At 45.0% G+C, this 25,901-nt stretch carries 27 protein-coding genes and 1 other annotated feature; of the genes, 5 read left to right on the top strand and 22 right to left on the bottom strand.

Translation table 11 applies throughout. The annotated features are described in order from the left end of the window. Positions 1 to 398 precede the first annotated feature (398 nt). The gene (locus J7E37_RS10685) at positions 399 to 620 is read left to right on the top strand and encodes a DeoR family transcriptional regulator (RefSeq protein ID WP_023626930.1); all 222 of its coding nucleotides are present in this window, start codon (positions 399 to 401) and stop codon (positions 618 to 620) included. Between the two features lie 197 nt (positions 621 to 817). Here the strand turns inward: J7E37_RS10685 and J7E37_RS10680 are convergent, their stop codons facing one another. Continuing rightward, on the bottom strand, positions 818 to 1,534 hold the full coding sequence (locus J7E37_RS10680) for a pseudouridine synthase (RefSeq protein WP_215023883.1): 717 nt from the start codon (positions 1,532 to 1,534) through the stop codon (positions 818 to 820). Positions 1,535 to 1,637: 103 nt separating this feature from the next. Here J7E37_RS10680 and J7E37_RS10675 point away from each other — a divergent pair, with 103 nt between their 5' ends. Next, the gene (locus tag J7E37_RS10675; protein WP_215023881.1) at positions 1,638 to 1,898 is read left to right on the top strand and encodes a hypothetical protein; all 261 of its coding nucleotides are present in this window, start codon (positions 1,638 to 1,640) and stop codon (positions 1,896 to 1,898) included. 173 nt (positions 1,899 to 2,071) lie between these two features. After that, positions 2,072 to 2,278, top strand: a complete 207-nt coding sequence (locus tag J7E37_RS10670; RefSeq protein ID WP_215023879.1) for a hypothetical protein — start codon at positions 2,072 to 2,074, stop codon at positions 2,276 to 2,278. Positions 2,279 to 2,476: 198 nt separating this feature from the next. On the opposite strand, the gene J7E37_RS10665 is transcribed toward J7E37_RS10670, so the two are convergent. After that, on the bottom strand, positions 2,477 to 4,105 hold the full coding sequence (locus J7E37_RS10665; protein ID WP_214780811.1) for a putative polysaccharide biosynthesis protein: 1,629 nt from the start codon (positions 4,103 to 4,105) through the stop codon (positions 2,477 to 2,479). Between the two features lie 342 nt (positions 4,106 to 4,447). Here J7E37_RS10665 and J7E37_RS10660 point away from each other — a divergent pair, with 342 nt between their 5' ends. Then, a complete protein-coding gene (locus J7E37_RS10660) occupies positions 4,448 to 5,713 on the top strand; it encodes a BaiN/RdsA family NAD(P)/FAD-dependent oxidoreductase (protein WP_215023964.1) in 1,266 nt (421 codons plus the stop codon). Between the two features lie 165 nt (positions 5,714 to 5,878). Here the strand turns inward: J7E37_RS10660 and J7E37_RS10655 are convergent, their stop codons facing one another. From J7E37_RS10655 to glcD, 6 genes are all read right to left on the bottom strand, one after another. Then, a complete protein-coding gene (locus tag J7E37_RS10655; protein WP_215023877.1) occupies positions 5,879 to 6,016 on the bottom strand; it encodes a hypothetical protein in 138 nt (45 codons plus the stop codon). Positions 6,017 to 6,081: 65 nt separating this feature from the next. After that, positions 6,082 to 6,267 (bottom strand): sporulation protein Cse60, encoded by a 186-nt coding sequence (locus tag J7E37_RS10650; RefSeq protein WP_192472493.1) that lies wholly within the window; start codon positions 6,265 to 6,267, stop codon positions 6,082 to 6,084. A 57-nt stretch (positions 6,268 to 6,324) separates the two neighbouring features. Beyond that, a complete protein-coding gene (locus J7E37_RS10645; protein WP_214780813.1) occupies positions 6,325 to 6,636 on the bottom strand; it encodes a rhodanese-like domain-containing protein in 312 nt (103 codons plus the stop codon). A 174-nt stretch (positions 6,637 to 6,810) separates the two neighbouring features. Continuing rightward, positions 6,811 to 9,225, bottom strand: coding sequence for a leucine--tRNA ligase (gene leuS, locus J7E37_RS10640; protein ID WP_214780815.1), 2,415 nt, complete (start codon positions 9,223 to 9,225; stop codon positions 6,811 to 6,813). 80 nt (positions 9,226 to 9,305) lie between these two features. Then, positions 9,306 to 9,524, bottom strand: a binding site (T-box leader). A gap of 171 nt (positions 9,525 to 9,695) precedes the next feature. After that, entirely contained in the window at positions 9,696 to 11,027 is a 1,332-nt protein-coding gene (locus J7E37_RS10635; protein WP_214780817.1) for a (Fe-S)-binding protein, read from the bottom strand. Beyond that, positions 11,024 to 12,436: a glycolate oxidase subunit GlcD gene (gene glcD, locus J7E37_RS10630; RefSeq protein WP_214780819.1), complete on the bottom strand. Its 1,413-nt coding sequence runs from the start codon at positions 12,434 to 12,436 to the stop codon at positions 11,024 to 11,026. Before glcD ends, J7E37_RS10635 begins: the two co-directional genes overlap by 4 nt. 397 nt (positions 12,437 to 12,833) lie before the next feature. On the opposite strand from glcD, the gene J7E37_RS10625 reads away from it, so the two are divergent. After that, complete coding sequence (locus J7E37_RS10625; protein ID WP_215023875.1) at positions 12,834 to 13,556, top strand: FadR/GntR family transcriptional regulator; 723 nt, start codon at positions 12,834 to 12,836, stop codon at positions 13,554 to 13,556. 248 nt (positions 13,557 to 13,804) lie between these two features. On the opposite strand, the gene J7E37_RS10620 is transcribed toward J7E37_RS10625, so the two are convergent. The 14 genes from J7E37_RS10620 to J7E37_RS10555 form a co-directional block, all read right to left on the bottom strand. Beyond that, positions 13,805 to 14,536, bottom strand: a complete 732-nt coding sequence (locus tag J7E37_RS10620; RefSeq protein ID WP_353050012.1) for a 3-hydroxybutyrate dehydrogenase — start codon at positions 14,534 to 14,536, stop codon at positions 13,805 to 13,807. Between the two features lie 254 nt (positions 14,537 to 14,790). Next, the gene (locus J7E37_RS10615; protein WP_214780824.1) at positions 14,791 to 16,110 is read right to left on the bottom strand and encodes a GntP family permease; all 1,320 of its coding nucleotides are present in this window, start codon (positions 16,108 to 16,110) and stop codon (positions 14,791 to 14,793) included. Positions 16,111 to 16,459: 349 nt separating this feature from the next. Beyond that, entirely contained in the window at positions 16,460 to 17,824 is a 1,365-nt protein-coding gene (locus J7E37_RS10610) for a sigma-54 interaction domain-containing protein (protein ID WP_214780825.1), read from the bottom strand. 92 nt (positions 17,825 to 17,916) lie between these two features. Further along, the gene (locus J7E37_RS10605) at positions 17,917 to 18,447 is read right to left on the bottom strand and encodes a CueP family metal-binding protein (RefSeq protein ID WP_215023873.1); all 531 of its coding nucleotides are present in this window, start codon (positions 18,445 to 18,447) and stop codon (positions 17,917 to 17,919) included. 219 nt (positions 18,448 to 18,666) lie between these two features. Continuing rightward, complete coding sequence (locus J7E37_RS10600; RefSeq protein ID WP_214780918.1) at positions 18,667 to 19,851, bottom strand: MDR family MFS transporter; 1,185 nt, start codon at positions 19,849 to 19,851, stop codon at positions 18,667 to 18,669. A 477-nt stretch (positions 19,852 to 20,328) separates the two neighbouring features. Beyond that, positions 20,329 to 21,762: an ammonia-forming cytochrome c nitrite reductase subunit c552 gene (locus J7E37_RS10595; RefSeq protein WP_214780827.1), complete on the bottom strand. Its 1,434-nt coding sequence runs from the start codon at positions 21,760 to 21,762 to the stop codon at positions 20,329 to 20,331. Further along, positions 21,755 to 22,279, bottom strand: coding sequence for a cytochrome c3 family protein (locus J7E37_RS10590; protein WP_214739880.1), 525 nt, complete (start codon positions 22,277 to 22,279; stop codon positions 21,755 to 21,757). Before J7E37_RS10590 ends, J7E37_RS10595 begins: the two co-directional genes overlap by 8 nt. A 106-nt stretch (positions 22,280 to 22,385) precedes the next feature. After that, positions 22,386 to 22,892, bottom strand: a complete 507-nt coding sequence (locus J7E37_RS10585; RefSeq protein ID WP_214780828.1) for a TlpA family protein disulfide reductase — start codon at positions 22,890 to 22,892, stop codon at positions 22,386 to 22,388. 15 nt (positions 22,893 to 22,907) lie between these two features. Then, the gene (locus tag J7E37_RS10580) at positions 22,908 to 23,039 is read right to left on the bottom strand and encodes a CcmD family protein (protein ID WP_215023871.1); all 132 of its coding nucleotides are present in this window, start codon (positions 23,037 to 23,039) and stop codon (positions 22,908 to 22,910) included. A gap of 20 nt (positions 23,040 to 23,059) precedes the next feature. Beyond that, the gene (locus tag J7E37_RS10575; protein ID WP_251009612.1) at positions 23,060 to 23,770 is read right to left on the bottom strand and encodes a cytochrome c biogenesis protein; all 711 of its coding nucleotides are present in this window, start codon (positions 23,768 to 23,770) and stop codon (positions 23,060 to 23,062) included. After that, entirely contained in the window at positions 23,770 to 24,453 is a 684-nt protein-coding gene (locus J7E37_RS10570) for a heme exporter protein CcmB (protein WP_215023869.1), read from the bottom strand. The genes J7E37_RS10575 and J7E37_RS10570 overlap by 1 nt, the downstream gene beginning before the upstream one ends. After that, positions 24,450 to 25,154: a heme ABC exporter ATP-binding protein CcmA gene (gene ccmA / locus J7E37_RS10565; RefSeq protein ID WP_215023867.1), complete on the bottom strand. Its 705-nt coding sequence runs from the start codon at positions 25,152 to 25,154 to the stop codon at positions 24,450 to 24,452. Before ccmA ends, J7E37_RS10570 begins: the two co-directional genes overlap by 4 nt. Before the next feature lie 17 nt (positions 25,155 to 25,171). Beyond that, a complete protein-coding gene (locus tag J7E37_RS10560) occupies positions 25,172 to 25,513 on the bottom strand; it encodes a hypothetical protein (RefSeq protein WP_215023865.1) in 342 nt (113 codons plus the stop codon). A 5-nt stretch (positions 25,514 to 25,518) separates the two neighbouring features. Beyond that, complete coding sequence (locus J7E37_RS10555) at positions 25,519 to 25,899, bottom strand: hypothetical protein (protein ID WP_215023863.1); 381 nt, start codon at positions 25,897 to 25,899, stop codon at positions 25,519 to 25,521. Between the last annotated feature and the right edge of the window lie 2 nt (positions 25,900 to 25,901).

The following is a 25,901-nucleotide window of genomic DNA, read 5'->3' as shown; positions in this document are numbered from 1 at the left end:
GTACCTCAAAAGTTATGTTGAAAACTTGAATTTTATTTTACTCCTGTTAACCCCAATCCGTAAACAGCGTCATACTTCAGATTTATTCTTAATTTTCAAACATCTGTCATATTTAACCTGTTTAAGACCATATCGTTAAGTATATAAACGATTTGAAGGGAGGCAGTTATCTAATTAATTATTAATTTTTTATAAAAAACAGTGAATAATCTGGAATTTTACATTATTAAAGTGTAAAATAGTCCAAAAGGTAAGACATCTTATGATTGCCTTTTAAAATGGACTCAAAAGGAGCTGTCTGGAAAGAAGAAAACTACATACTTGGGGATTCGTCTTCAATCAATAGTCGGTTGCAGGAATATGACAAAGGGGTTTAAAAAAGGATAGGGAGTGGTTGTTTGAAACCTTCGACTAACCGGATGATAAACCGCATCAAATCCATCTACATGTATATATGTCAGAATGGTACTGTCACAACTCAAGATCTTGTAGAGGAATTCGGAATTACTCCTCGAACCATCCAGAGGGATTTGAATGTCCTGGCTTATAACGACTTAGTGAAAAGTCCGAGCCGAGGTAAATGGACAACGACCCAGAAAAAGGTAAAGATGTCGTCTTAATACGAAAAGCGCAAGCGCCTTGGTCAGCCCCGACATGCGCTGGAGGTCCGGACAGTGAAGTCGTTCTTTGACTTCATTGGCAGGACCGAAGCGTCTCGAGGGGCTAGGCGCTGGAGCTGGACAAGTCTCGAAGTAAATATATGCTTACTAATAATAAAAAAAAAGAAATCGCCTGAGGAGGATCCTCGGCGATTTTTTTATACCTCATAGGTTTGCAGCATTTCCACTTCTTCATCGGTAAGTTCCCTGTATTCGCCGAGCTCCAGCGTTTCATCAAGCTTCAGCGGACCCATCGATAAACGTTTCAGATAAATGACCCTTTTTCCGACAGCTTCGAACATCCGCTTCACCTGATGGAATTTCCCTTCGGTGATCGTCAGCTCAATATCAGACGTTAAGCCAGATTTTAAGATAACAAGTTCACCTGGTTTGGTTTCATAGCCATCATCGAGTGTGACGCCTTTTTTAAAAGCTGTGATATCTTCTTCCGTCACCTCACCCTCAATTACCGCGAAATATGTCTTGGGGACATGTTTTTTTGGCGATAAGAGCCTGTGGGAAAGCTGTCCATCATTTGTGATCAGCAAAAGGCCCTCCGTATCCTTATCAAGCCTCCCTACCGGAAATGGCTCAAATACCTGGTCTTCGATCACAAGCAGGTCGATGACTGTCTCATCATGGTTGTCCTCTGTCGCTGAAATGACACCAGGCGGCTTGTTCATCATTAAATAAATAAATTCTCTATAATGAATTTCTTCACCGTTTAATGTTATCGAATCGTTTTCAGGATCCACATGATGCTTTGCATCTTTGACAATTGCATTATTTACTTTTACATCACCGTCTTTTAAAAGTTTCTTCACGTCTTTCCTGCTTCCGTATCCAAGGTTGGAAAGCACTTTATCGATTCTCATTGCTGAACCTCCTTTATTCATATGGGCAGGTGCCCATTCCCTTTCTTGCTGCCTTACATAGACTAATATCATACTTTAACATGATTATGAGGAGATGACCTGAATGAACCATAGACAACAAGGACAAGGCTTGTACATCCCTATTCCCGGCCTGCCAGGCGGAGGCTTCCCGGGTGGTGGTTACCCTGGTGGAGGATATCCTGGTGGAGGATATCCCGGCGGCGGAGGCGGATTTGACCAAAGACTCGACCGGCTGGAAAGGCAGGTTCAAAGACTGAGCAACCAGATTGACCGGCTGGACCGCAGGGTTGACAGGATTGAACGCCGCCTCAATATCCGCGATAACGACCAGCAGTTCTATTAGGTTGCAGAACAAAAAGCGCAAGCGCCTCGTTAAGCCCCGACAAGCGCTGCCCGCCTATGACGCCACGTCCTCCCAAAAGCTACCGCTTTCGGTCGTGCGATGATTCGCTTCGAAGCTTTCCTTATCCTGTGGCTGGCGGGTCTAGCACATCGTGTGCCTCGGAGGGCCTGACAGTGAAGTTGTTCTTTGACTTCATTGGCAGGACCGAACTCGAAAAGTATAGCCGACTGCTTAGAAACGCAGAAACTGGAGACTCCGACAAAGAAGCGCTTTTTGCTTCTGCCGGCGGAGTTGAAGTTTCGGAGTTTCTAGGAGGCGACACTAGACAATTCGAAAGGAGGAGGCGACTGCCCAACTCCGACAAGCGCTGGAGGGCCTGACAGTGAAGTCGTTCTTTGACTTCATTGGCAGGAACGAAGCGTCTCGAGGAGTTAGGAGCCGCAGCTAGACAAGCGACTCGAGGGGCTAGGCGCTAGAGCTGGATTAAGAAAACTTCAGAGAGTTATCCACAACTCAATAACTTTTATAAATTCCTTAACCATTAAAAATGGCCTTCATAACCGAAGGCCATTTTCCTATTAAACCGGCAGCCTTAATTTGCGCTTGAATTTGGTGACTCGGTCTCCGAATAGCCTGTCTACCAACTTGGTCCGGAATCCAAGGTAAAAATAAACTGCAGCGCCTACCAGTGCTGAGATTCCGATAAGCACAATCGACTGGAACTTTGCAGCCGGTGAAAGAAATTGGACAAGCATTTCATAGAATGCCATCGTTACTCCAGCCATCAAACCGGAGAAAATCAATATCAAACTAATTCTTCTTGCCACAAAGCCCATTGGATATTTGGCATATTTTTTAATGACAATTATGTTAATGATAATTGCCGCTGTATACCCTAACGCTGTCGAAAGGACAGCTCCTTGTGTCTCGAGCAGCTTGATCAACGGGATGTTCAAGGATAGCTTCACCAATAATCCCGTCAGCAAACTCAAAATCGTGAATCGCTGCTCATTGATCCCCTGGAGGATGGCAGCGGTGACGGAGAAGAGTGCGAATAGAATGGCTACTGGAGCGTAAGTTCTTAACACTTCAGTTCCTAAAGGGTCATTTTCAAAGAATACGGTGAACATTGGCTGTGCAAGCAAAGAAATACCTAACGCTGCTGGAACAGTCAGATACATAAGTACCTGGAATGTTTGGTCCAGCTGGCGCCGCATTCCCTTTCGGTCATTATCAGTAAAGGCTTTTGTAATGCTTGGAACCAATGTTAAAGAAAATGCAGTAGCCAATGAAACTGGGATAATCACCAATTTATGCGTCTGGAAATTCAGTACACCAAAAGCTGCCTGGGCTTCTTTATGTACTACGCCAGCAGCACGCATTGCCCTTTCAAATGTCAGCATATCGACGAACTGGAATAATGGATTGGCGATTCCAACAAAAACAAACGGTGCTGCATAAATTAATATTTCCTTATATATTTCTTTCAAGGAAATATCCATTGTCCCCTTGTCTTCTTTAAGCAACTCATCAAGATGAGGTTTACGTTTGAACCAGTACCAGCCAAGTACACCTAAACTTCCAAGTGCCCCAATGAAAGCAGCAAAGGTCGCAACGCTGACAGCTGAAACCATGCTTCCTTTCATGATATAAAGGACAATATATGCACCCGACAGCAAAAAAACAATCCTGACGATCTGCTCAACAACCTGCGATACAGCAGATGGCCCCATCGATTGATGCCCCTGGAAGAAACCTCTGATCAAGCTCATGAATGGAACAACAATCAAGGCAAAACTGACAGCACGTATAACGGTTGTAGCATCCTGCGCACTGATGACAACATCTTCATCATCACCGCTGGAAATAACTATGTCCGCAAGGCCGGGTGCTGTAAAATACATAATCAAGAAGGAAACAAATCCTGTAGCAAGCATGACTATTACACCAGACTTAAATAGTTTCCTGCCGACAGCATATTCCCCTAGCGCGTTATACTTAGCAATGAATTTAGAGACTGCAAGTGGCACGCCCGCTGTTGCCACGCTAATAAAAATCGTATAAGGAATATAAGAATATGAATAAAGTACCGTCCCGTATTTATCGATAATTGCATAAAAAGGGATAATATAAAACAGTCCCAGCACTTTAGATAAAATCGTGCCAAGCGTCAGTATGAACGTCCCTCTTAAAAGCTTTGATGACATAAAATCCCTACTTTTCAATCTATAAGTTAAAAACAGATTACAAACTTGTATTTTACCATAAACACAATTAGACACTATGATATTTATCAATGGATGCAGATATTTCCTGCATCCCCGCTGCAGATATTTCCTGCATCCCCGCTGCAGATATTTCCTGCATCCCCGCTGCAGATATTTCCTGCATTCCCTAGTTTACTCCTTCTCCAGCCCGACTGCCAGTTTTCCGCCAGGGAATTCGTTTGAAGGACATCTTTCAAGGAAATGTTTTTACTGAAGAGTTGCATTATAATAATAAAGGTGTTGAAATGATTAAAAAAAGTGAAACGAAAAGTTGGTGAAGCAATGAACTATGATGTAATCGTCCTTGGCGGCGGTCCGTCTGGCTTGATGGCCGCGATTGCTGCTGGTGAGAAAGGCGCAAAGGTGCTGCTGATTGACAAAGGAGACAAGCTTGGCCGAAAGCTGGCGATATCTGGCGGGGGCCGCTGCAATGTGACCAATCGGCTGCCAGTGGATGAAATCATTAAACATATACCCGGAAATGGGCGCTTTTTATACAGCGCGCTCTCCATTTTTAGCAATGAAGATATCATTTCGTTTTTCGAAGGGCTTGGCATCCAGCTGAAAGAAGAGGATCACGGCCGGATGTTCCCGGTAACGGATAAAGCTCAATCTGTTGTTGATGCCCTTTTATCAAAGCTAAAAGAATTAAAGGTAGAAATCAAGACGAACACTCCTGTTGCCGATGTGCACTACAAGGATGGCAAGGCTGAGTCTGTTGAATTGAAAAATGGTGAAGTGTTTTATGCAGGCAGCGTCATCATTGCTGTCGGCGGAAAATCAGTTCCCCACACCGGATCCACTGGTGATGGGTATGCGTGGGCGGAAAAAGCGGGCCATACAATCACGCAACTATTCCCTACTGAAGTGCCACTTACGTCTGCTGAACCTTTTATAAAAGAAAAGGTCCTCCAGGGGCTTTCGCTGAGGGGAGTCGCACTCAGCGTCCTTAATCCAAAAGGGAAAGCACTGATCACTCACAAAATGGATATGATTTTTACCCATTTTGGCATCAGCGGTCCTGCGGTTCTGCGCTGCAGCCAGTTCGTCGTCAAAGCGATGCAAAAATGGAGTCTTCAAGAAGTCGTCATGTCCCTGGATGCCCTTCCTGATATGAAAGAGGAAGAATTGTTCCAGGAGATCAATAAACTGATCAAAGCCGAGCCGAAAAAAGCGGTGAAGAATTTATTGAAGGGTCTCCTGCCAGAACGGTATCTACTGTTCCTGCTTGAGCTGAATGAGATTGACCCGGCGATGCAGGGCGGACAGCTGGGCCATGAAAAAATCAGGAGTTTTGCCAAGTCAGTCAAACAGTTCGAATTCAAAGTCAACGGCACGCTGCCGCTTGATAAGGCTTTCGTTACTGGCGGAGGAGTGTCCGTCAAAGAAGTCGAACCGCAAACAATGGCGTCAAAAAAAGCAGAAGGCCTGTATTTTTGCGGAGAAATCCTCGATATCCATGGATATACGGGTGGCTACAATATTACCTCCGCTCTTGTGACTGGACGTCTCGCCGGGACAAATGCCGCAGGGTTTGCTCTGCAATAATAGTGTGGATGAATCAATGTCCGTCATAATTTTATGACGGACACTTTTGCGTTTTTTCCGCTGGTTTTTGTCCGTCATGCCTTTGATGACGGACACTTTTGCTCTTTTCATGACAGTTTCTGTCCGTCATCGCCCTGATGATGGACATTTTCTCTCGTTTTCCATCTATTTCTGTCCGTCATGCCTTTGATGACGGACACTTTTGCTCTTTTCACGGCAGTTTCTGTCCGTCATCGCCCTGATGATGGACATTTTCTCTCGTTTTCCATCTATTTCTGTCCATCTGCCTTTGATGCCCGCCACTTTTGCTCATCTTCCACCTGTTTCTGACCCTTACCCTAAACAAAACAGAGCCTGAGTGAAGTGACTCAGGCTCTGTACACAACCATGGCTGAAAAACAGTAGATCTGTTCTTCGTCCTCTTCTTCTGGTATGACCGCGACATTGTATTTAATGTCCAGGAGCTTTTTCTCATCAAGCTTCTCCAGAAAGCGGTTCATATCCTGTTCTAAATCTTTTTCATGTTCATGATCAAATACTCTGACCTGGATCAAGGTAAGTCGTCCTTCCTTTTTAACATCCATTCTGGCCAGATTTTCAGAATTTTATAATTATGGACGCTTAGTTTCTCCGCCCCAGCTCATCATGCCGCCAACCATGTTGCGGACTTTGAAGCCTTGTTCGTTCATGTAGTGGCAGACGTTGCCGCTGCGTGCGCTTGAACGGCAGATGAAGATGTATTCCTTGTCCTTGTCAAATTCGTTCAGTCTTTCAGGGATTTCGCCCATTGGCACGTGCTTAGCTCCCGGGATCATGCCAGATTCAACTTCATCTTGTTCGCGTACATCAACCATTTCCAGCTTTTCTCCAGCTTCCAGTTTCTTTTGAAGTTCTTCAGGAGTAATGTTTTCAACTTTATTCATCATCGTTTCCTCCATTTTTTCAGTAAGATTATCCTAAAAAAAGGATTACATACCTTAATGTATTTTCCCCTATTTATTATATAAAAACTCTTTTAATAATACAAAGAAAAAACCACATGGGGTATGTTCATATTAAAACAAAGGACCGCCATTGCGATCCTTTGCGTGTGCATATTAATTTGCAACAATATTGACAAGCTTTCCTGGTACAGCAATCACTTTACGAACTGTTTTACCGTCGATTTGTTCTTTCACGGTATCGTCGCCCATCGCGATCTGCTCTAGTGTTTCTCTGTTCGCGTCTGCCGGTACCATCATTTTCGCTTTGATTTTACCGTTTACCTGGACAACGATTTCTACTTCGTCGTCGACTAGCTTGGCTTCATCATATGCTGGCCATGCTGCATATGTGATTGACTCACTGTGGCCAAGCTTAGCCCAAAGCTCTTCTGCGATATGCGGTGTAATCGGCGCCAGCATTTTTACAAAGCCTTCAACGTATGCTTTTGGAAGTTCTTCGGCTTTATATGCTTCATTGATGAAGACCATCATTTGAGAAATCGCTGTATTGAAACGAAGCCCCTCATAATCTTCCGTCACCTTTTTAACAGTCTGATGGTAGACCTTCTCAAGGTTCGTGTTTTCAACATCCTTGATTTTCTCACTCAAGCTGCCGTTTTCATTGACAAACAGGCGCCAGATGCGGTCAAGGAAGCGTCGTGATCCATCCAGTCCATTTGTAGACCAGGCGATGGATGCTTCAAGCGGCCCCATGAACATTTCATAAAGACGAAGCGTATCCGCACCGTGGCTTTCAACAATTTCATCCGGGTTGACGACATTTCCTTTTGATTTGCTCATCTTTTCATTATTTTCACCAAGAATCATTCCCTGGTTGAAAAGCTTTTGGAAAGGCTCCTTCGTGTGGACAACTCCCACATCGTAAAGGACCTTGTGCCAGAAACGAGCGTAAAGCAGGTGCAATACGGCGTGCTCCGCTCCACCGATATAGATATCAACCGGAAGCCACTGCTTTAATTTTTCCTCATCGGCAAGTGCCTGGTTGTTCTTCGGATCGATATAGCGCAGATAGTACCAGCAGCTGCCAGCCCATTGCGGCATTGTGTTCGTTTCCCTGCGGCCTTTTTTGCCTGTTTCAGGGTCAACAACGTTCACCCAGTCATCAATATTGGCAAGTGGGGATTCACCTGTGCCTGATGGTTTGATTTCAGTTGTTTTTGGCAAGATCAGCGGCAGTTGGTCTTCAGGTACAGCGGACATCGTTCCATCTTCCCAGTGGATGATTGGAATCGGCTCGCCCCAGTAGCGCTGGCGGCTGAACAGCCAGTCACGAAGGCGGTAAGTGACCTTTTTCGTACCAATGCCTTTTTCCTCAAGCCATTCAATCATCTTGCTGATGCCCTCTTCTTTGTTCAAGCCGTTAAGGAATTCAGAGTTGATGTGCTCGCCATCGCCAGTGTAAGCTTCTTTTTCGATATTTCCGCCGGCAACGACTTCCTTGATTTCCAAATCGAATTTTTTGGCAAACTCATAGTCGCGCTCATCATGCCCTGGTACTGCCATGATTGCCCCTGTACCATATGAAGCAAGAACATAGTCAGCGATCCAGATTGGCATTTTTTCGCCGTTCGCTGGGTTGATTGCGTAAGCGCCAGTGAAGACGCCCGTTTTGTCCTTCGCAAGGTCCGTACGCTCAAGGTCGCTTTTGCTCTTGATTTCATCGATATATTTTTCGACTGCAGCCTTCTGGTCAGCTGTCGTGATTTTATCAACAAGCTGATGTTCTGGTGCAAGGACCGCATAAGTTGCGCCGAAAAGTGTATCAGGACGAGTTGTGAACACAGTGAAAGTTCCTTCATGTCCTTCGATGTTGAAAGTGACTTCTGCACCTTCTGAACGGCCGATCCAGTTGCGCTGCATATCCTTCAGGCTTTCGGGCCAATCAAGCAAATCCAGATCCTCAAGCAGGCGGTCCGCATAAGCAGTGATTTTAAGCATCCACTGCCTCATCGGACGGCGCTCTACCGGGTGGCCTCCGCGCTCACTTTTTCCGTCGATTACTTCTTCGTTCGCTAAAACAGTTCCTAGCGCAGGGCACCAGTTAACTGCTACTTCATCAATGTAGGCAAGGCCTTTTTCATAAAGCTTAAGGAAAATCCATTGCGTCCATTTGTAGTATTCAGGATCCGTCGTGTTGACTTCGCGATCCCAATCGTATGAAAAACCTAATGCCTTGATCTGGCGGCGGAACGTATTGATATTCTGCTCCGTGAATTCAGCCGGGTCATTTCCCGTATCAAGCGCATACTGTTCTGCAGGAAGGCCAAACGCATCCCAGCCCATTGGATGAAGGACGTTGAAGCCCTGCATCCTTTTCAAGCGTGAAAGGATGTCAGTCGCTGTGTAACCTTCCGGGTGTCCAACGTGAAGGCCGGCACCAGATGGATACGGGAACATATCAAGCGCGTAGAACTTCTCTTTCCCTTTATCTTCGGTTGTTTTGAACGTTTTGTTCTGTTCCCAATGCGATTGCCATTTTTTTTCGATTTCCTGATGGTTAAAACTCATCGTTTTTGTCCTCCTGTTTAGGTTCTATTTATTTTACGGATGGGATTTTCTTTAAAAAAATAAAAAACTCCCGTCCCTGTAAAAGGGACGAGAGGCTATGTATAATCTCCCGCGGTACCACCCAAATTAGTGTGCAACACTCGCTTCATTCAATCCTTAACGCGGAAAACGGCAAACGCTACTTATGTTCACGTCTGCGACTCAAAGGCGAGTTCATGATGGACCCGTCTGGCTTGCACCAACCGCCAGTTCTCTAGTACAGGTTTTACACCACTACTACTCCTTGTCGAAGTCTTTCGTTATGAATATAGAGATATTGTAATAAAATTCCCTCCCATATGCAAGCGGGGATGGAATATTTGATGGTAGTGAGTAGTATATGCTTGTTTTACCTGCTGGTGCAGGCTTTTACATAACCCAGCATGGACAGATAAGAAGCCCATCTGTAAATTCAGATGGGCCATCGATCTTTACTGATCCGTTAGTGCCGCTTCCATTAGGAGGTCGACAATATGCACGCCTCTTATTTTGCCAGAAAGTCCTTCCCGCTCAATCCCGAGCTTCATTTGAAGAAGACAGCCTGGATTAGCCGTTACAATCGTCGTTGCATGGGTGACCTTTGCCTCAACCATTTTGGAATCAAGGAGTTGCATGGACATCTCACTCTCAACTATATTGTAGATTCCTGCTGAACCACAGCAACGGTCAGCATTTTGCATTTCACGATATTCGCTTCCTTTGATCGACTGCAGCAACGTCCTCGGTGCTGAAGCTGTTTTCATTACATTGCGCAGATGGCATGAATCCTGATACGTAATGATTTGATGCGGCAGCTCCAGGTTCACTTTTTCATGAAAGCCCACTTCGACCAAAATTTGTGAGATATCCTTGATTTTACCGGCAAATCCCTGGGCCCTGAGCCTCCATTCTGGATCGTCCTTAAGCAAGTGGTCATAATCAACCAGGAAGGCACCACATCCCCCTGCATTGGTGATGATATAATTGACCCCGGTCTCTTCGAAGGCTTTAATATTGCGGCGAGCAAGTGATTTGGCATCTTCTTTTTCACCACTATGACCATGAAGAGCTCCGCAGCAGGCCTGCTCCTTCGGGATGACTATTTCACAGCCAGCGAGCTGCAAAAGCTTCATCGTCGCATTGTTAGTTTCCAGGAACATGGTATCCATCAGGCAGCCGCTGAAGAATGCAACCTTATGAGTCTTTGTCCCGATTGGTTCAAGATGCACAGGCCGATTTTTCAGCTCCTTCATTGTCGGTACCTTTGGAAGGACTTTCTCCATAGTGGCGAGCGATTCAGGGAACAGCTTCATCACACCTGTGCCGCGCGCCATTTTTTGCAGGCCAGAACGTTGATAGAATCCAATAAGTCCTGTCAGCCCCCTCATGCGTTCCTGATGCGGAAAAAGCCCTTTGAAGACTGCATTCCTGACCACTTTTACGGGCATTGAAAACTTCTTGTTTTGATTGACAATATCACGGGCATCTTCGAGAAGGTGTCCATAATTCACCCCGGATGGGCAGACAGGCTCACATGCACGGCAGCCAAGGCAAAGGTCCAGTGATCGTTCAAAATCCTCATCCGGTTCAATAATCCCATCGACGACCGCCTTCATTAAAGCAATCCGCCCGCGTGGTGAATGTGATTCCTGATAGCCCGATTCGATATAGGTAGGACAGGTAGGCAGGCAGAAACCGCAGCGCATGCAGTTCAATAGTTCGTCCTGGTCCATCTTTTCCTGGAATTCTGTCTGGATTCTCTGCTGTTCCTGGATCGTTGTCATTTTGAAACCACCACCCGTTTCCTGCTGTCCTTCGCGAAAACCTTACCAGGATTCATGATGTTGTTGGGATCAAGGGCCATTTTCACAGCTTTCATAGCCGCAACTCCTTCTTTGCCCAATTTCAACTCTAGGTACGGTGCTTTCATGACACCGACGCCGTGCTCACCCGTAATCGTTCCGCCGAATTCAATAGCCTTTTCAAAGATTTCAGCAAATGCCTTTTCGACTTTTTCCATTTCATCATGATTCCGTGAATCTGTCGGACAAGTAGGATGAAGGTTTCCATCTCCTGCATGGCCAAAGGTACAGATATTCAAGCCATACTTTTCCGCAATTTCATTGATTGCATTGACCATTCTCGCAATCTCCGACCTTGGAACAGTAGCATCCTCCAATATTGTCGTCGGCGCTAACCTCGCCAATGCAGACAATGCACTTCTGCGCGCAGTCCTCAGTGCTTCAGCTTCAGCTTCTGTTTGGGCCAGTTGCACAGATACAGCTTTTTCCTCTTTACAAACCTCGGCAATCCTCGCCATATCACGCTCGACCACTTCAACAGGACCGTCCTGTTCAATCAATAGCACAGCTTTAACATCTGTTGGCAGCCCGATTTTAGCAAAATCCTCCACAACCTTCAGGGTCGGCTGATCCAGGAATTCCAGCGTAGCCGGAATGATTTTGCTAGAGATAATCTTGGAAACTGATTTAGCTGCTGCTTCAAGATCTTGATATAAAGCCAGCATTGTTTGTTTTGTCTCTGGCATAGGTATCAGCTTTAGGGTTGCTTCGGTAATGATGGCCAATGTCCCCTCCGAGCCAACCAGCAGCCTGGTAAAATCATATCCGGCAACATCCTTAGCCAATTTCCCTCCTGTGCGGATGATATCCCCGTTTGGGAGCACAGCCTCAAGCCCGATCACGTAATCCCTTGTCACTCCATACTTCAATCCGCGGAGACCGCCAGAGTTTTCATTAATATTGCCGCCGATGGTTGATATTTTCATAGAGCTTGGATCCGGCGGATAAAACAGGCCTTTTGGCTCGACCGCTTGGATTAAATCAAGAGTCACAACACCAGGCTGTACAGTAACGGTTAAATTCTCTTCGTCCACCTCAAGGATCTTGTTCATGTGCTTAAAAAGAAGCACGATCCCTCCTTCTGTCGGACAAGTGCCTGCACACAGATTCGTGCCTGATCCGCGGGGGACAATAGGAACTTTATATTCATTGCACAACTTAACAATTTGCGATACTTCTTCTTTATTCCGCGGACTTACAACCGCATCCGGCATTGATTGAAAGTTAGGTGTTGCATCATATGAATAGACAAGCCTGCCCGTTTTTGAGTCATCAAAATCAGCGGCAGTTACGATGGAGATCAATTTATCTTTGACTATATTTGGAAGCATAATAGTTCCCCCTTCATTGGTAAAATAGAATCATTCATTTAGACCTGCAGTTTTTAATGTTTTTTGTAGACTTTGCAGTTCTCGCTGTTTAAAAAGTAAAGTCCAGTTTCTGGTTTTTCACGAGAGTATTAAGCAGATAGAAGAGTTCTCCGAAGCCAAAACTCAAATGGGAAATCGCTTTCAAAAGTGGTGATATGGTCATCAGATGACCATACCTTAAATTATAGGATGTTCATTAGGAAAATTTCAATATATATTTACATTTAGTAAAATATTGTTACGGTTGAGTATCGTTTTTTTATATGAAATTTCCCGCTTCTAAATGACGAGGATTATAATAGAGCTGAGATAAAACTGTATAATGAGAGTCTAGAGAACGAATTTTGGAGGTTTTACCTTGCAATATAATAAAATAAAACCTAAAAAGATATATGAAGAAGTGGCGGAAGCAATCCATGCCATGATCAGTTCTGGCCAATTGCAGCCAGGGGATAAACTGGATTCTGTCCAGCAGCTGGCGGAGAATTTTCAGGTGGGCCGCTCTGCGATCAGGGAAGCATTGACTGCATTGAGAGCAATAGGGCTCATTGAAATCAGGCAAGGCGAAGGAACATATGTGAAGCAGTTCGAGTCCGAGCAAATCAGCTTTCCGTTATCGACAGCCATCCTGATGAATGCTCAGGATACAGCACACCTGTTGGAAGTCAGGAAGATCCTTGAGGCAGGGACTGTTTTTTCCGCTGCAAATAAACGGACCGAACACCAGGTGCAGACAATAAAAGAGGCGCTCGAGGAAATGAAACGTGCGAGTGGTAATGAGGAGCTTGGTGAAAAAGCTGATTTACAGTTCCATCTGGCCATTGCGGAAAGCTCGCATAATCCATTATTGATCAGCTTGATGAACCATGTTTCCGGCCTGATGGGAGAAACAATGAAAGAAACCCGGCGGCTGTGGCTTTACTCAAAACAAACTACAACAGATCGCCTCTATGAAGAACACCATGCTATTTACGAGGCGATAAAAGAACAGAATGCTGAAAAAGCAAGAAGTATGATGCTCAGCCATATCGAGAATGTGGAAATTATTCTCCATAAATATATGAACCAGGCTAAAATTTAGTTTATATCAAAGGCTGTTTTCGTAACGATTGTTGTTAAAATCCTAAAGCCGATTTTAACGTGATAAAAAGCCGTTTTGTAGTTCGGTATTAAGTGTGCAGCTCTTTTCTCATAATAAGCTTTAATTTTGTGAAGAAACATAGATCATCCAATCCTATTTTGTAGTCAATAGCAACAAAGTTTGAGAAAAGAGCCATATCCTATAAATCAAGATAAGCTGGCTTCCCAAAGGGAGCCAGCTTATCTTGATTATTGTATCGTATACCCTCCGTCGATGACCGCCGCCTGGCCAGTGATTCCTTTCGCAGCATCACTGGCTAGGAACATAACATAGCTGGCGATTTCCTCGACAGCCAGCAGCCGCTTTTGCGGTATGAGCGGAAAGATGACTTCTTCAAGCACTTTTTCAAGCGGAACATTCCTTGTTTCAGCAAGGGGTGAAAGCTGGTTGCGCACAAGCGGTGTGTCGACATATCCCGGGCAGACAGCGTTCACTGTGATGCCATGCTCAGCCGCTTCGAGTGCAGCCACCTTTGTCAATCCAATGACCCCGTGCTTGGCACTGTTGTATGCTGCTTTACCGGCAAACCCGACAAGCCCATTGATGGATGCCATGTTGATCACCCGTCCCGAACCTTGCTTTTTCATGACTGGCAGCACATGCTTCAAGGCTATGAATGGAGCAGTCAACATCACTTTTATCAACAGTTCAAATTTTTCCGTCGGGAAGTCTTCGATCATGGATACAAATTGCAAGCCAGCATTGTTGATGAGAACATCGACACGACCAAAGTGCTCAATGCATTTTGCGACTGCCTCCTCAATTTCATTTTCGCTGGTTACATCACATTTCAAACCAGCGGCTTCAAGCCCTAATTCACGCAGACTGACAGCCGCCTTCTCCACAGCTTCTTCCTGTAAATCCGTCAGAAATACCTTTCCGCCCTGCTCAGCAAAGCTCTTGGCGATCTCGTACCCGATTCCCTAGGCGGCACCGGTAATCATCACAACTTTATCTTTTACCATTGGGAATCTCCTTTCGTTAGGGCTGTTTTCGTGAAGATTGTTGTTAAAATCCTAAAGCCGATTTTAACGTGATAAAAAGTCCTTTTATATGTCGGTACTAAGTTTGCAAGCTCTTTTCTCATAATAAGCGTTAATTTTTGTAAAGAAACTTAGGTAATACGATCCTATTTTGTAGTCAATAGCAACAAAGTTTGAGAAAAGAGCCTTCATTAAATACCTAATCCTAGAGAGAATAGAACAATCGCAATTGCTACACCAATCAACGGCACAATGACAGTAACAGCCGCCACTGGATTGTATGCATCCTGATGGGACTCGCCACAGATCGCCCGGACAGTCGTAACCACGTACCCGTTATGCGGCAGTGAATCAAGCGCTCCGGAGGAAATAGCCGCTACCCTGTGCAGTGCTTCAGTATTGACGCCCATATCCATGTAGTGAGGTGCAAGCAATGGAAGCGCAATTGCCTGGCCCCCGGATGCAGAACCAGTCATCCCGGCAATGACACTGACAGCAATCGCCGCACCAATCAACGGGCTGCCTGGAATATTCGTCATCGCATCAACCGCCGTCTGGAAAGCCGGCACTGCTTTTGCGACACCGCCAAAACCGACTACAGCAGCTGTGTTACCAATCGCAATCAAGGCACCCATCGTCCCTTCTGAAAGAGCTTCCCAGAAATTTTTAAAGTACTTGCGATTTAATAGATAGGCAGATACAACCCCGCCAAGCAGGGCGATGATCAAAGCTGACTGTTTTAATGAATCATGGAAAATGAATGAAATAACCAGTACCACGACCAAAGGAATAAGACCCATCAAAGGATGAGGCAGCTCCCGTTTTTCCAACATTGGATCTGCCTTCCTGGCTTCGAACTTCTCGCCTCTTGCAACCGCTTTTGTAATCATTCGTTTCAGCCACCAGTAGCCAAAAATCATCATGAAGACGGCAACGATGGCACTGACCTCCCAGCCTGCCCAAGGGGTAGTATCCAGGAATTGGATTGGGATCCAGTTCTGGATTTCCGGAGAACCGGCAGAAGTCATTGTAAAAGTGACCGACCCGAAGGCCAATGCAGCCGGAATGAATCTCCTAGGCAAATTTGCCTGCCTGAACAAACTCAATGCCATTGGATAAACAGAAAATGCGACAACAAACAAGCTGACGCCGCCATATGTCAACACGGCACAGGCAGCGATAATTGCAAGCACTGCATATTTCATCCCTAATGTATTAACAATTAACTCAGATACACTGTCAGCCGCGCCGCTATCCTCCATTACCTTTCCAAAAATCGCTCCCAGCAGGAACATCATGTACCAGGCAGTAACAAATCCAGAAAACCCAGACATATAGTTACCGACAAAGTTGGCTGCCCCTTCTTCAACCAGTTGCGGAAACAGCGGCATTCCGCTGAACACAGCAACAAACAACGCAGAAATCGGCCCGACAATCAGCAGGTTCATGCCCCTCATCGTCAGATAAATCAACAAAGCCAGACCGCCAATCAACCCAATCATACTCAGCATTCTTTTTCCCCCTTGTAATTTAAAGTGAAAACCAACGCACCCTGCCCTCCTTGCTCAAAATATGATAACGCTTACAAAAAATATTGAATAAAATTGCTGTATTATCTTATTGCAACTATCGTGCCAACTTTGCAGGGTACAATTATCAATGTTTATTCTTAATTTTCAGTTAGTTAATTCCGGATTTTCGGACTCTATCATGCTTCCATTGTTTTTATTTGATAGAATAAAAGTTATTCAAGCTGTCCTGTTCCCCGAAATTAATACCATTCATACAGTGAAAAACCTTTAAAATATTACTAGAAATAAAAGAAGTCCGGAAACTCGGACAGCATTCCGAATTCCCGGACTACAAGAGGCCGTATTTATTTAGCTTTTCATAAAGTGTCGACCTGCTGATCCCCAGTTCCCTCCCCACCCTTGCTTTATCGTCTTTATTCCTTTCCAGACTTTGCTTCAACACCCATTGTTCTGTTTCTTCAACAATATCCTTAAGCTTTTTGTTCTTGAATCGGTAAATGGCTGTTTGTGATTGCAGGTAATCCGGCAATGACTCCAGCGTAATCTGTTCTCCTTTTGTCAAATGAACCGCAGCTTCAATGACATTTTCAAGTTCTCGGATGTTTCCAGGCCAGCTGTATGATTTAAGAATTTCCATTACGTTACTATCAATTCCTGCAATCCGCTTGCCTAATCGATTCGTGACCTTGGCAATAAAATAGGCAATCAGCAGCGTTAAGTCCTCAGCGCGTTCTCTTAATGGAGGAACACTGAAAGGAACGACATTGATCCGATAAAATAAATCCTCCCTGAATCGTTTCTCCTCAATCATGTTCTCAAGAGGCCTGTTTGTGGCAGCAATAATCCGGACATTAACCGAAATCGATTTTGTTGAACCAATCGGTTCTATCTCCCCATCCTGTAAGGCACGCAAAAGTTTTACCTGCATGCTTAGCGGCATGTCTCCAATTTCATCCAGGAAAAGGGTCCCGCCATCAGCCAATTGGAACTTTCCCTTTTTGCCTCCTTTTTTCGCACCTGTAAACGCTCCTTCTTCATAACCAAACAACTCTGATTCAAGCAGGTTTTCAGGGATTGCTCCGCAGTTCACCTTAATGAACGGCTTCCGGCTTCTGCCGCTTAACTGGTGAATGCTGTGGGCGAACAATTCCTTGCCCGTTCCGCTCTCTCCCCTGATCAGAATGGAAATATCGCTGTTGGATACCATTTTTACTTTTTCTTTTAAACTGATAATCTGCTGGGACTCGCCAAGGATGTCATCAAGAGTATACTTCACGCCAGAATCAATCTTCTGGATGTATGGCTGCATCCTGGTCAGCAGGCTTTTTACATGGCTGTCCATTTTCATCCATTCTTGTGTATCCCTGAAAAACACCGTTCCAAATGCTGCAATTACTTCGCCATTTTTAATGATGGGCACCCGGTTGGCAATCATATAGTTGCCCTTGATGAATTGCAGGTCAGCCAGCTCCTCTTTTCCAGTCTGGGCCACAATATGCATCCTTGTATTCTCGATCACTTCAGTCACATGCCTGCCTATCGTCTCTTCACGATTGACTTCAAGGAATTCACAGTAATTATGATTGATATAGATAATCCTTCCTTCTCGATCAACAACAACAAGCCATTCAAACGCATTCTCGACAATGGTTTCAATAATATCTGCCGGGATATGTAAAAGATTCGTTTTCATAATCCGCCACCTGGTTTTTCTTTCGATTTTATCATATTTTTCTGAAAACTATAGATAACATAAAAAAAGCACCTGAAAATAGGTGCTTTAGTCTACATAAGCTGCATTGTGGTAATGCAAGTGGCGTCATTCTGAAAAGTGGATATTTCTGATTCAACCGTTTTGCCGTTATATCCAATCTTTGTATTGAACTTTTTATCACGCGGGAGCCACAAATCGATGAAACCATTCTGATGGGACGTCATTTTCTCATCAACGACCACGTTACCGTCTTCATCCTCAATATATACATCAAACTCTTTTTCTGCCAGTTCACCTTGACAACCTGTCAAGCTATGATTCGTTCAAGGATGGGTTTGATTTTCGTAAGGCGCGATTGAGACGAAGAAGTCTTCGTCTGATATGTCATAGACTTGCTTGTCCCCTTCACTGTCATCAATTGTCACTTCTTGTGAGGTGATGGAAGCTTTATGGCCCTTAATTTCGCCCGTGCTGTAATCACTCACCAATTCCTTGATGTTCTCTTGTTGTTTTTCAGGTTGAGCAGATTTTTCTTCTTCACCACTACAGCCAGTTAATATACCGGCAGCCAAAAACGCAATTCCGAGGAGTTTAAACTTCAACCCATTCACCCCCTTGTCTTTCAAAAATGATTATATCATAAACTCACAGTCCTATATTAGAAGTAAAATATGCATTTTCTATCGAGAAAAAATGCATATTTTGTGACTGATTGCAAAGGGGTACAGGCGTCTTGTTCAATCCAGAAAACTCTGGTACCGGACAATCTCCAAAGTTTAAAAAAAGAGCCGGGCACCCTGGCCCAGCTCTTTGCTGATTTTCTATGCTTGTGCAGCAACATTATGTGATTCCCTTATTTTCCGGTCGTAGATGACAGTAGTGAAAATACCGACAAACATGAGCGCAATCAGGATTGCGAATAACATTGGCATACCGTATAGGTCGACAAGAATCCCGCCCATAAGCGGGCCGATCATCCTGCCGCCAGTTGCGGTGCTGTTGACAATCCCCTGGTAAAAGCCTTCCCGGCCTTTTGGCGCCAGGTCATTTGCGATTGTCGGTACAGCCGGCCAGATTAGCATTTCCCCAATCGTCAGGATCACCATACCGGCCACGAAGCCTGAGAATGCATTGGCTCCTGCAGCAACTGCATAGGAAACCATGAAGATAACCATGCCGATGATGATTTGGAGCTTCAATTTATTCTGGAACGGCTTGATCAGCCTGTTCACAATTGGCTGGCCAAGAACGATCAAAGCACCGTTGATTGTCCAGAGGATGCTGTATTGATTCAGGGAAATGTTCAATTCCTGAGTATAAGCGGCAATCGTTGTTTGCCATTGGACGTAACCAACCCAGCAAAGCAAGTAGCCAACAGCAAGGATAAGAAGTGCATACAGCTTTGTATGGCTTTTGACCGCACCATTCTCCTGGAGTACATTCGTCTGCTTCGCTGCCCGGGTGTCGATGCTGCGATAGCCAAAAATAGCGATCATCATAAATATCAGGTACATGGCTGCGTTGGCCATGAAAATCAGCTGGAATGAATAAGATGCGACAAGCCCGCCAAGCGCGGCTCCCACTGCAACTCCGAGGTTCTGTGCCACATAAATGGCGTTGAACGCTTTACGGCCGCCTTCCTTCCACACCGAACCCGCCATTGCATACATAGCCGGAAAGACGATTCCAGATCCAAAACCAACCACTGTCAAAAAGAAAATATATTGCGGCCAGCCTGGCCATAGGGTTAGGCCAAGCAGCGCCAGGATGGTAATGCTGATTCCAAGAATGATAGACTTATATCCGCCAATTTTATCAAAAAGACTGCCGCCAAAAAGATTGCCAATAACGCTTGCTGCAGAATTAAGCATCAATACGATGCCGGCAACAGACAAGGATTTGCCAAGGTGCTCATGTATATAGATAGTGTTCAAAGGCCATAAAAAAGAGGAACCAGTAACATTGACTGCCATCCCGATAATTAAAAGCCATAAGGCTCTAGGCATCATTCAACGCCTTCTTTCACAAATAAATTTCGAATACCAAAGTAATTTTAGAGGTTTTCACAATTGGTTGCAATAGGAATTTAAGCAGGGATATGAAGTTGAAATTTTCTATTTTTTTCGGGGAGGTTTTTTAGGTTTAAATGGAAAAATTCCGCTGTTTTTCCTGTTGGCAAATTACCTTCGTTTCCGCGAATATAATTGTGATTGTTGAGCAAACATGTGCCCGAAATCAATCTTCCAATCGAATCACGGGCACAAGTTAAACAAACAGGTGCCCGAAGTCAATCTTTCTAACGAGGCACCGTCACAAGTCGTGGCAACATATGGCCTAAAACAATCTTCCTGGAACGCTATGATGATTTCTCCATCTCCCTCCTTGACACTTACAGAAATTTCTGCAAAACTAAAGAAAACACCGTACAAACTACCATTTGCACAGTGTTTTCGTATTTATCTTTTCTCTAAATTTACTATTCTCTATTTTTTTGGAGCTGGCTGTTGTGCCGGGAAGTAACTGTTCACTGCTTTCTCTTTCTTCTTGAAGTTATCTTTTTCGTCGAAAACAGCCTTCTTCACTTTTTCAATCTCTTCTTTGACCTCTTCCAGATTTACACCCTTCTTGATCAACTCTTCGATGGCAAGATTGATTGCCTCATTTGATTCTTCTATCGATACTCTCAGTGAATCCATTGCTCCCTGCGGATTATGGAATCCTGCAGCACTTTCAGCTGCAACAATATCCCAGAACCATTGACCTTTCCTGATATGCTCCTGAGCCTGCTTGATTTTCTCCTCGCTTACTCCAGAAGTGATCATCTTATTCACGTAATAGTGTGAGGTGATCGAAATATCCTCAGCTTTATGAAGTGCTTCCATATGTTTATCCTGGATACCGATTACTCGGTCCTTCAGCTCATCCATATCCCTGTTGGTATGGCAGGTTGCACATGACTGATCCATTGTCTTAAGCGGTGATGTCCACCAGTGTGAGCTGATTTTCTTTTTGCCGTCAACCCTGTCATATGGCATGTGGCAGTCTGAACATGTAACCCCTGCTTCACCATGCGGACCTTCGATATGAGTCTCAAAATCAGGGTGCTGCGCTTTTAGCATTGGCGTTCCTGAGACATTGTGGACCCAGTCCTTCTCAAAACCTTGCTCCTTAGCAGTAGTTTCGTAGTATTCGTACATATCTTCCGGCTCAAAGCCGTTTGCCCAAGGGTAAGTTACTTCTCCGTTGTCTGCGGCAAAATAGTACTCTACGTGGCACTGTCCGCAAACATAGTTTCTCATGTCATTCTTCGTTGGGTTGGACATGTCGATTCCCTGTGACTCCATTGCCTTAATGAAGCTAGGACGTGTGACGCGCAAATCCATTGTCTGCGGGTCATGGCAGTCCGAGCAGCCGATCGGTGAATGGCCCATTGCTTCTGCCTTTGGCCAAATGTCTTCGTTAAAATTGCCGCCCCAGTAATCGTCGCCCATTTCCTCAATCATGTGAGGAACAGCAGTCGACTTACAGGTTAAGCATGATCCGATTGATTTGTCAGTGATACGCGCAATCGCCCGAACATCCTCATTTGCATAGATATGGCCGCGGTCCTCATTATACTCAGTCGCAAAGCCATAGCCGTTAAAAAGGACTGGCAGATAAGGTTCCTTATCATGGTCGAACTTGCTTCGTTTGACGGAACCGCTGTACTTCGTATCCTCCATTTTTTCATTTTGCTTGTAGCTGTCATATTGCAGCGGGAAAAGGTCCTTGAAGGCCTCATTGCTGATTTCGTCTTTGCTCAGCCCCGTTTTCAGCTCGCTTGCGGAAGTTGCTTCTTCTTCCGAGCTGGAGCAGCCTGTTATGATGAGCATGACAGCCGCAAGGAGCAAAAATGCCCAGCGGAAATTTCTAGCCATTGTTCATCGTACCTCCTTTATTTTCTAAAAGCTCGCCTGGTTTCGGCGGTTTAAAATAATCCTCTGTTTTGAAGCCTTTGCCGTGCGGCACTGCCTGGTGGCAGCTTGAACAGCTGTCTTTCGCATCATGTGAAACGTTGTCCAGTGTATTCTCATGGCAACTGATGCAGTTCTCATTTATGACTTCTTCAGAACCTTCCGTTGCATGCAGTACCTTTGGGATTTTTGCCTCGCCCAGTGTATTGAAATACACATGCGTCATCCCGGCCTTTGCCTTATAGGTGTATTTATTAACCATACTATCGTGCGGTAAATGGCAGTCGCCGCAGGACAGACCGGCGTGGTTGGAATCAGAGAACGAGTCATGGACCTCTGTCATGATATGGCAGCTCGAGCAAAATTCAGGTGAATCCGTATAAGCAAGCGTTTTGACAGTGACGACAGAAACAATGATTCCAGCAAATACGCCAATGAATAACAGCATCTTTTTGTCTATTCCCAGTAGCTTTTTCAGCATCTTTTTCACCTCCCTTAAAGCGGATTCTCGCTATCTACTAAAAGCTGTATTCGCATGGTTCAACCGAAAACAGCTTTATTAAAACACGGATGTGCTTTAACCAAGGTTATGGTGAAACTTTTTCCTGGATCATTTTGATTAAATCGTCTTTCGTTGTCGGGCCGGAGAAACGTTCAACAATGACGCCGTTTCCGTCGATGATGATGGTTTCAGGCTGGCCGATGACATTGTAATCCTTTGATATGTCTTCTTTTGTGTCTAAAAGATACGTAAGCTCAGAGCCGCTTTTCGAGATGTATTTTTCCATCCGTTTCTTCGATTCGCCTTTAGCAAGGATCAGCAGCTTTGCATCCTTATACTCTTTGCCGAACGCTTCCAGTTCAGGAGCTTCGTCAATGCACGGTGCGCACCAGGTTGCGAAAAAGTTAAGGACCACTGGCTGGCCTTTAAAATCCGATAATTTATAAGTGTTGCCTTCGATATCCTGCAGCTCAAACTCGATGGACTGGTCACCAGGCTGGGCCGATGCTTTCCCTCCCAGTCCGCTGACCAAAAAGCCGAGAACTCCGATGACGGCAGCGATGACAATGACCGGAACTATCTTTTTGCCCATTCTATTCACCCGCTTTTAAAAATCTGAGTTCCATTCTTCAAGTAGTTCGAGCTCTTTCTTCAGCTGCTTCTGGCGGCGCCCAAGCACTATTACATAACCAGCGATCAACGTCCAAATAACTGAGTAAGCCATGAATAAGTAAGTCATTTTAAACTCCTCCTTAGTGATTATCCTGCAAGCTTTTCAATTGCTTTTGACTTTGCCTTTTTGACGATATGCCGCATTTTTTCAATTTCGATTCCTTTGCGCATCAAGAACGCGTACAGCACGGTAATCGTAAAAATAGAGAACAGCAATGCGACCAGCATATCTGGTTCGATTCCGCCGCCCGACTGGTTTTTGCCTTCACCGAAGACAACTGGATGAAGCTTCGTGTTCCACCAGCGGATGGCCATGAAGACGATCGGGACATTGATGACGCCAATAATGCCAAAAACAGCTGACAGCCTTGCGATTTTGTCCATCGACCCATCCATCTTGCGGACGAACAGATAAGCAACATAGATGAACCATAGAATAAGGGTTGTCGCGAGGCGCGGCTCCCATGTCCACCATGTATTCCAGCTTGATTTTCCCCAGATCATCCCGGTGATCAGTGTGATTGTTGTAAAAAGAACGCCAATTTCTGCGGAGATTCCCGCATTGATATGATGCTGGAGTCTCGGCTTGATCAGCACTCTCACGCTGTAATAACCCACGACACCGAATGCGAGGAAGGCGACCCAGGCACTGCCAACATGGAAGTAGAATATTTTTTGTGCAGCGCCCATCACCTTTTCAACCGGAGACCAAATAAAAATAAGATATAGTGCTATGAAAAATGATGGAATTAACGTGAATAGCAACAACCGGTCGATAATGCCAGTATTCTTTCTCATCATGACCCCTCCATAATAAATTCGAATAAGAAAAAGCATGCAGCCAGGAACAATAAATCGTAAGCAGCCATCAATCTGATCCAGGAAGATGCATCCGCAATCATTTCATTTTCAAGAATGATTCTTGTCGCCTGGACCCCGGCGATCAGCAGCGGGCTTAGAAGCGGCAGCAGCAACACCGGCAAAAGCATCTCGCTGTTCTTTGCGTTCGCCGATAGCGCAGCCAGGAAGGTCCCGACTATGATGAAACCGAGCGTACCAATGATGACCACAAGGATGAACCAGCTTACTTTTCCAAAAAAGCGATAGTCGAACAGCAGAAACAAAACAGGGATGCTGACAAGCTGTACTGCCGTTACGAGGATGAAGTTCGCCAGCACCTTGCCAAGATAGATGCTCGAAGGATCGATTGGTGCCGAACGCAAACCTGTCAGTGCATCGTTTTCGTGCTCAGAAAGAAAGGAACGATTTAGTCCCAGAATTCCGGAAAACACGGTGATCAGCCAGACAAGCCCTGGAATGACCGCTTTGACCATATTATTTGTCGGATCGAACGCAAAGCTGAAGATCAGGACGACGAGACTCGAGAAAATGACCATCATCCCGATTGTCTGCTTAGTTTTGATCTCATTGCTCAGGTCTTTGCTGGCAATCCTCCACGCATCTTTAAGGATTGAAATCATGAGCTCTTCACCTCTGCTTCGTACCAGGTTTTCATCTCTGCCAGAGTTACTTCCTCTCCAAGATGCTTTGTTGAGACAATCTTTCCTTTTTTCAATACGGCCGCCCTGTCAGCTAGTGCATGAACCTGCTCAAAATCATGCGAGATGATCAGGATTGACGTCCCGCTGTCCCGTTTCTGTTTAATGATTTGATTCAAAAGCCCAACAGCCTCCTGATCAAGGCCGGTGTGCGGCTCATCGAGCATCAGGATATCAGGGTTCGGGAGCAGTACCCTGGCAATCGCGAGTCTTTGCATCATCCCTCTTGAAAAAGACCGGATCGGCATATTCCTGAAAAGGTAAAGCCCTACTTCCTTTAAAAGTTCATTTGCTTTCCTGTCAAGTTCCGTCACCTTGTAAAGCTTTCCGTAAAATTTGAGATTTTCGAGCGGGGACAGATTATTGTACAAAAAGGATTCATGACCTAAAAAGCCAATCCGCTGCTTAATCTCAGCCGTATTTTTTTTAACAAGCTTTCCATCCAGGAGAATCTCTCCGCTCGTTGGCTGCAGGAGTCCGACTGTGCATTTAAAGAAGGTGCTCTTCCCTGCTCCATTCGGGCCAATCACCGCTAAGATCTCCCCTTTTTCCAATGAAAGGGTGATGTTCCTTAATACGAGCTTATCTCCCAGCATTTTGGTCATTTTCCTCAGTTCCAGCATGGTCCCCAACTCTTTCGTTAAGTGTATTGTTCCAGTTCCTTGTTTACCTCAGCGAGATGGCTCTGGTAATCAAACTTCATCTTGTTAAAATTCTCCTCGGTGATTTCCGCTGCCGACAGCCTTGCTTCAAGGCCAGCCAGCTCAGCTTCAATCACTTTTTTTCTTGCCAACAGGTGTTTGAACAACTGATCTTCCTCATTCACGATGTCTTCAGCAGCCTTTCTCCGCTTTCGCCGAAACCAGACAACAGCCATGACAGCAGCTAAAACAATCAGTAAATAGTGTGGGTTCACCATGTTCAACCCCGGTGTTGTCAGCCAGAAGTTCACAAGCCATTCAGGATGGTAGGCTGGCGCCATACTGATCACCCCTTCTGCTGGCGAAGCTTCTTAATCTCTCTAAGAATATCTGCTTCTGCTTCGGCATCCTTTTTCTTCTTTTTGCTCTCTGGAAGTTGTTTTGACTTTCCTTGCTTGAGTCCCTCTGTTTCTTCCTTTAACATTTCAGCCGCGAGCAAATGATAATTCTCTTTCAATTTCTCGAAATCCTCACGGGTGATTTTCTTCATTAAAAAGTCCATTTCCAGTTCATTCACAGCGCTGTAGACCTGCTCAAGAGTCAGCTTTTCACTTTCTGTCTCCACTCCCGAGGCAGGCACCTCGCCAGCCGAGAAGAAAGGAGAGATGATGAAGTAAAAGCAAGTAATGATCACGAGTGTGCCTATTATTAAGAATACATAATCCATTT

This window comes from Bacillus sp. ISL-39, from assembly GCF_018613295.1.
Lineage (GTDB): Bacteria > Bacillota > Bacilli > Bacillales > Cytobacillaceae > Mesobacillus.
Note: the sequence above shows the minus strand (reverse complement) of the source record. Positions and strands in the feature narration are given on the sequence as shown.

Excerpts from the sequence above, each read along its gene's own strand:
- J7E37_RS10680 (WP_215023883.1), bottom strand. The coding sequence starts at position 1,534 with ATGAGAATCGATAAAGTGCTTTCCAACCTTGGATACGGAAGCAGGAAA.
- J7E37_RS10675 (WP_215023881.1), top strand. The coding sequence starts at position 1,638 with ATGAACCATAGACAACAAGGACAAGGCTTGTACATCCCTATTCCCGGC.
- J7E37_RS10665 (WP_214780811.1), bottom strand. The coding sequence starts at position 4,105 with ATGTCATCAAAGCTTTTAAGAGGGACGTTCATACTGACGCTTGGCACG.
- J7E37_RS10660 (WP_215023964.1), top strand. The coding sequence starts at position 4,448 with ATGAACTATGATGTAATCGTCCTTGGCGGCGGTCCGTCTGGCTTGATG.
- J7E37_RS10645 (WP_214780813.1), bottom strand. The coding sequence starts at position 6,636 with ATGAATAAAGTTGAAAACATTACTCCTGAAGAACTTCAAAAGAAACTG.
- leuS (WP_214780815.1), bottom strand. The coding sequence starts at position 9,225 with ATGAGTTTTAACCATCAGGAAATCGAAAAAAAATGGCAATCGCATTGG.
- J7E37_RS10635 (WP_214780817.1), bottom strand. The coding sequence starts at position 11,027 with ATGACAACGATCCAGGAACAGCAGAGAATCCAGACAGAATTCCAGGAA.
- glcD (WP_214780819.1), bottom strand. The coding sequence starts at position 12,436 with ATGCTTCCAAATATAGTCAAAGATAAATTGATCTCCATCGTAACTGCC.
- J7E37_RS10615 (WP_214780824.1), bottom strand. The coding sequence starts at position 16,110 with ATGCTGAGTATGATTGGGTTGATTGGCGGTCTGGCTTTGTTGATTTAT.
- J7E37_RS10610 (WP_214780825.1), bottom strand. The coding sequence starts at position 17,824 with ATGAAAACGAATCTTTTACATATCCCGGCAGATATTATTGAAACCATT.
- J7E37_RS10600 (WP_214780918.1), bottom strand. The coding sequence starts at position 19,851 with ATGCCTAGAGCCTTATGGCTTTTAATTATCGGGATGGCAGTCAATGTT.
- J7E37_RS10595 (WP_214780827.1), bottom strand. The coding sequence starts at position 21,762 with ATGGCTAGAAATTTCCGCTGGGCATTTTTGCTCCTTGCGGCTGTCATG.
- J7E37_RS10590 (WP_214739880.1), bottom strand. The coding sequence starts at position 22,279 with ATGCTGAAAAAGCTACTGGGAATAGACAAAAAGATGCTGTTATTCATT.
- J7E37_RS10585 (WP_214780828.1), bottom strand. The coding sequence starts at position 22,892 with ATGGGCAAAAAGATAGTTCCGGTCATTGTCATCGCTGCCGTCATCGGA.
- J7E37_RS10580 (WP_215023871.1), bottom strand. The coding sequence starts at position 23,039 with ATGACTTACTTATTCATGGCTTACTCAGTTATTTGGACGTTGATCGCT.
- J7E37_RS10575 (WP_251009612.1), bottom strand. The coding sequence starts at position 23,770 with ATGAGAAAGAATACTGGCATTATCGACCGGTTGTTGCTATTCACGTTA.
- J7E37_RS10570 (WP_215023869.1), bottom strand. The coding sequence starts at position 24,453 with ATGATTTCAATCCTTAAAGATGCGTGGAGGATTGCCAGCAAAGACCTG.
- ccmA (WP_215023867.1), bottom strand. The coding sequence starts at position 25,154 with ATGCTGGAACTGAGGAAAATGACCAAAATGCTGGGAGATAAGCTCGTA.
- J7E37_RS10560 (WP_215023865.1), bottom strand. The coding sequence starts at position 25,513 with ATGGCGCCAGCCTACCATCCTGAATGGCTTGTGAACTTCTGGCTGACA.
- J7E37_RS10555 (WP_215023863.1), bottom strand. The coding sequence starts at position 25,899 with ATGGATTATGTATTCTTAATAATAGGCACACTCGTGATCATTACTTGC.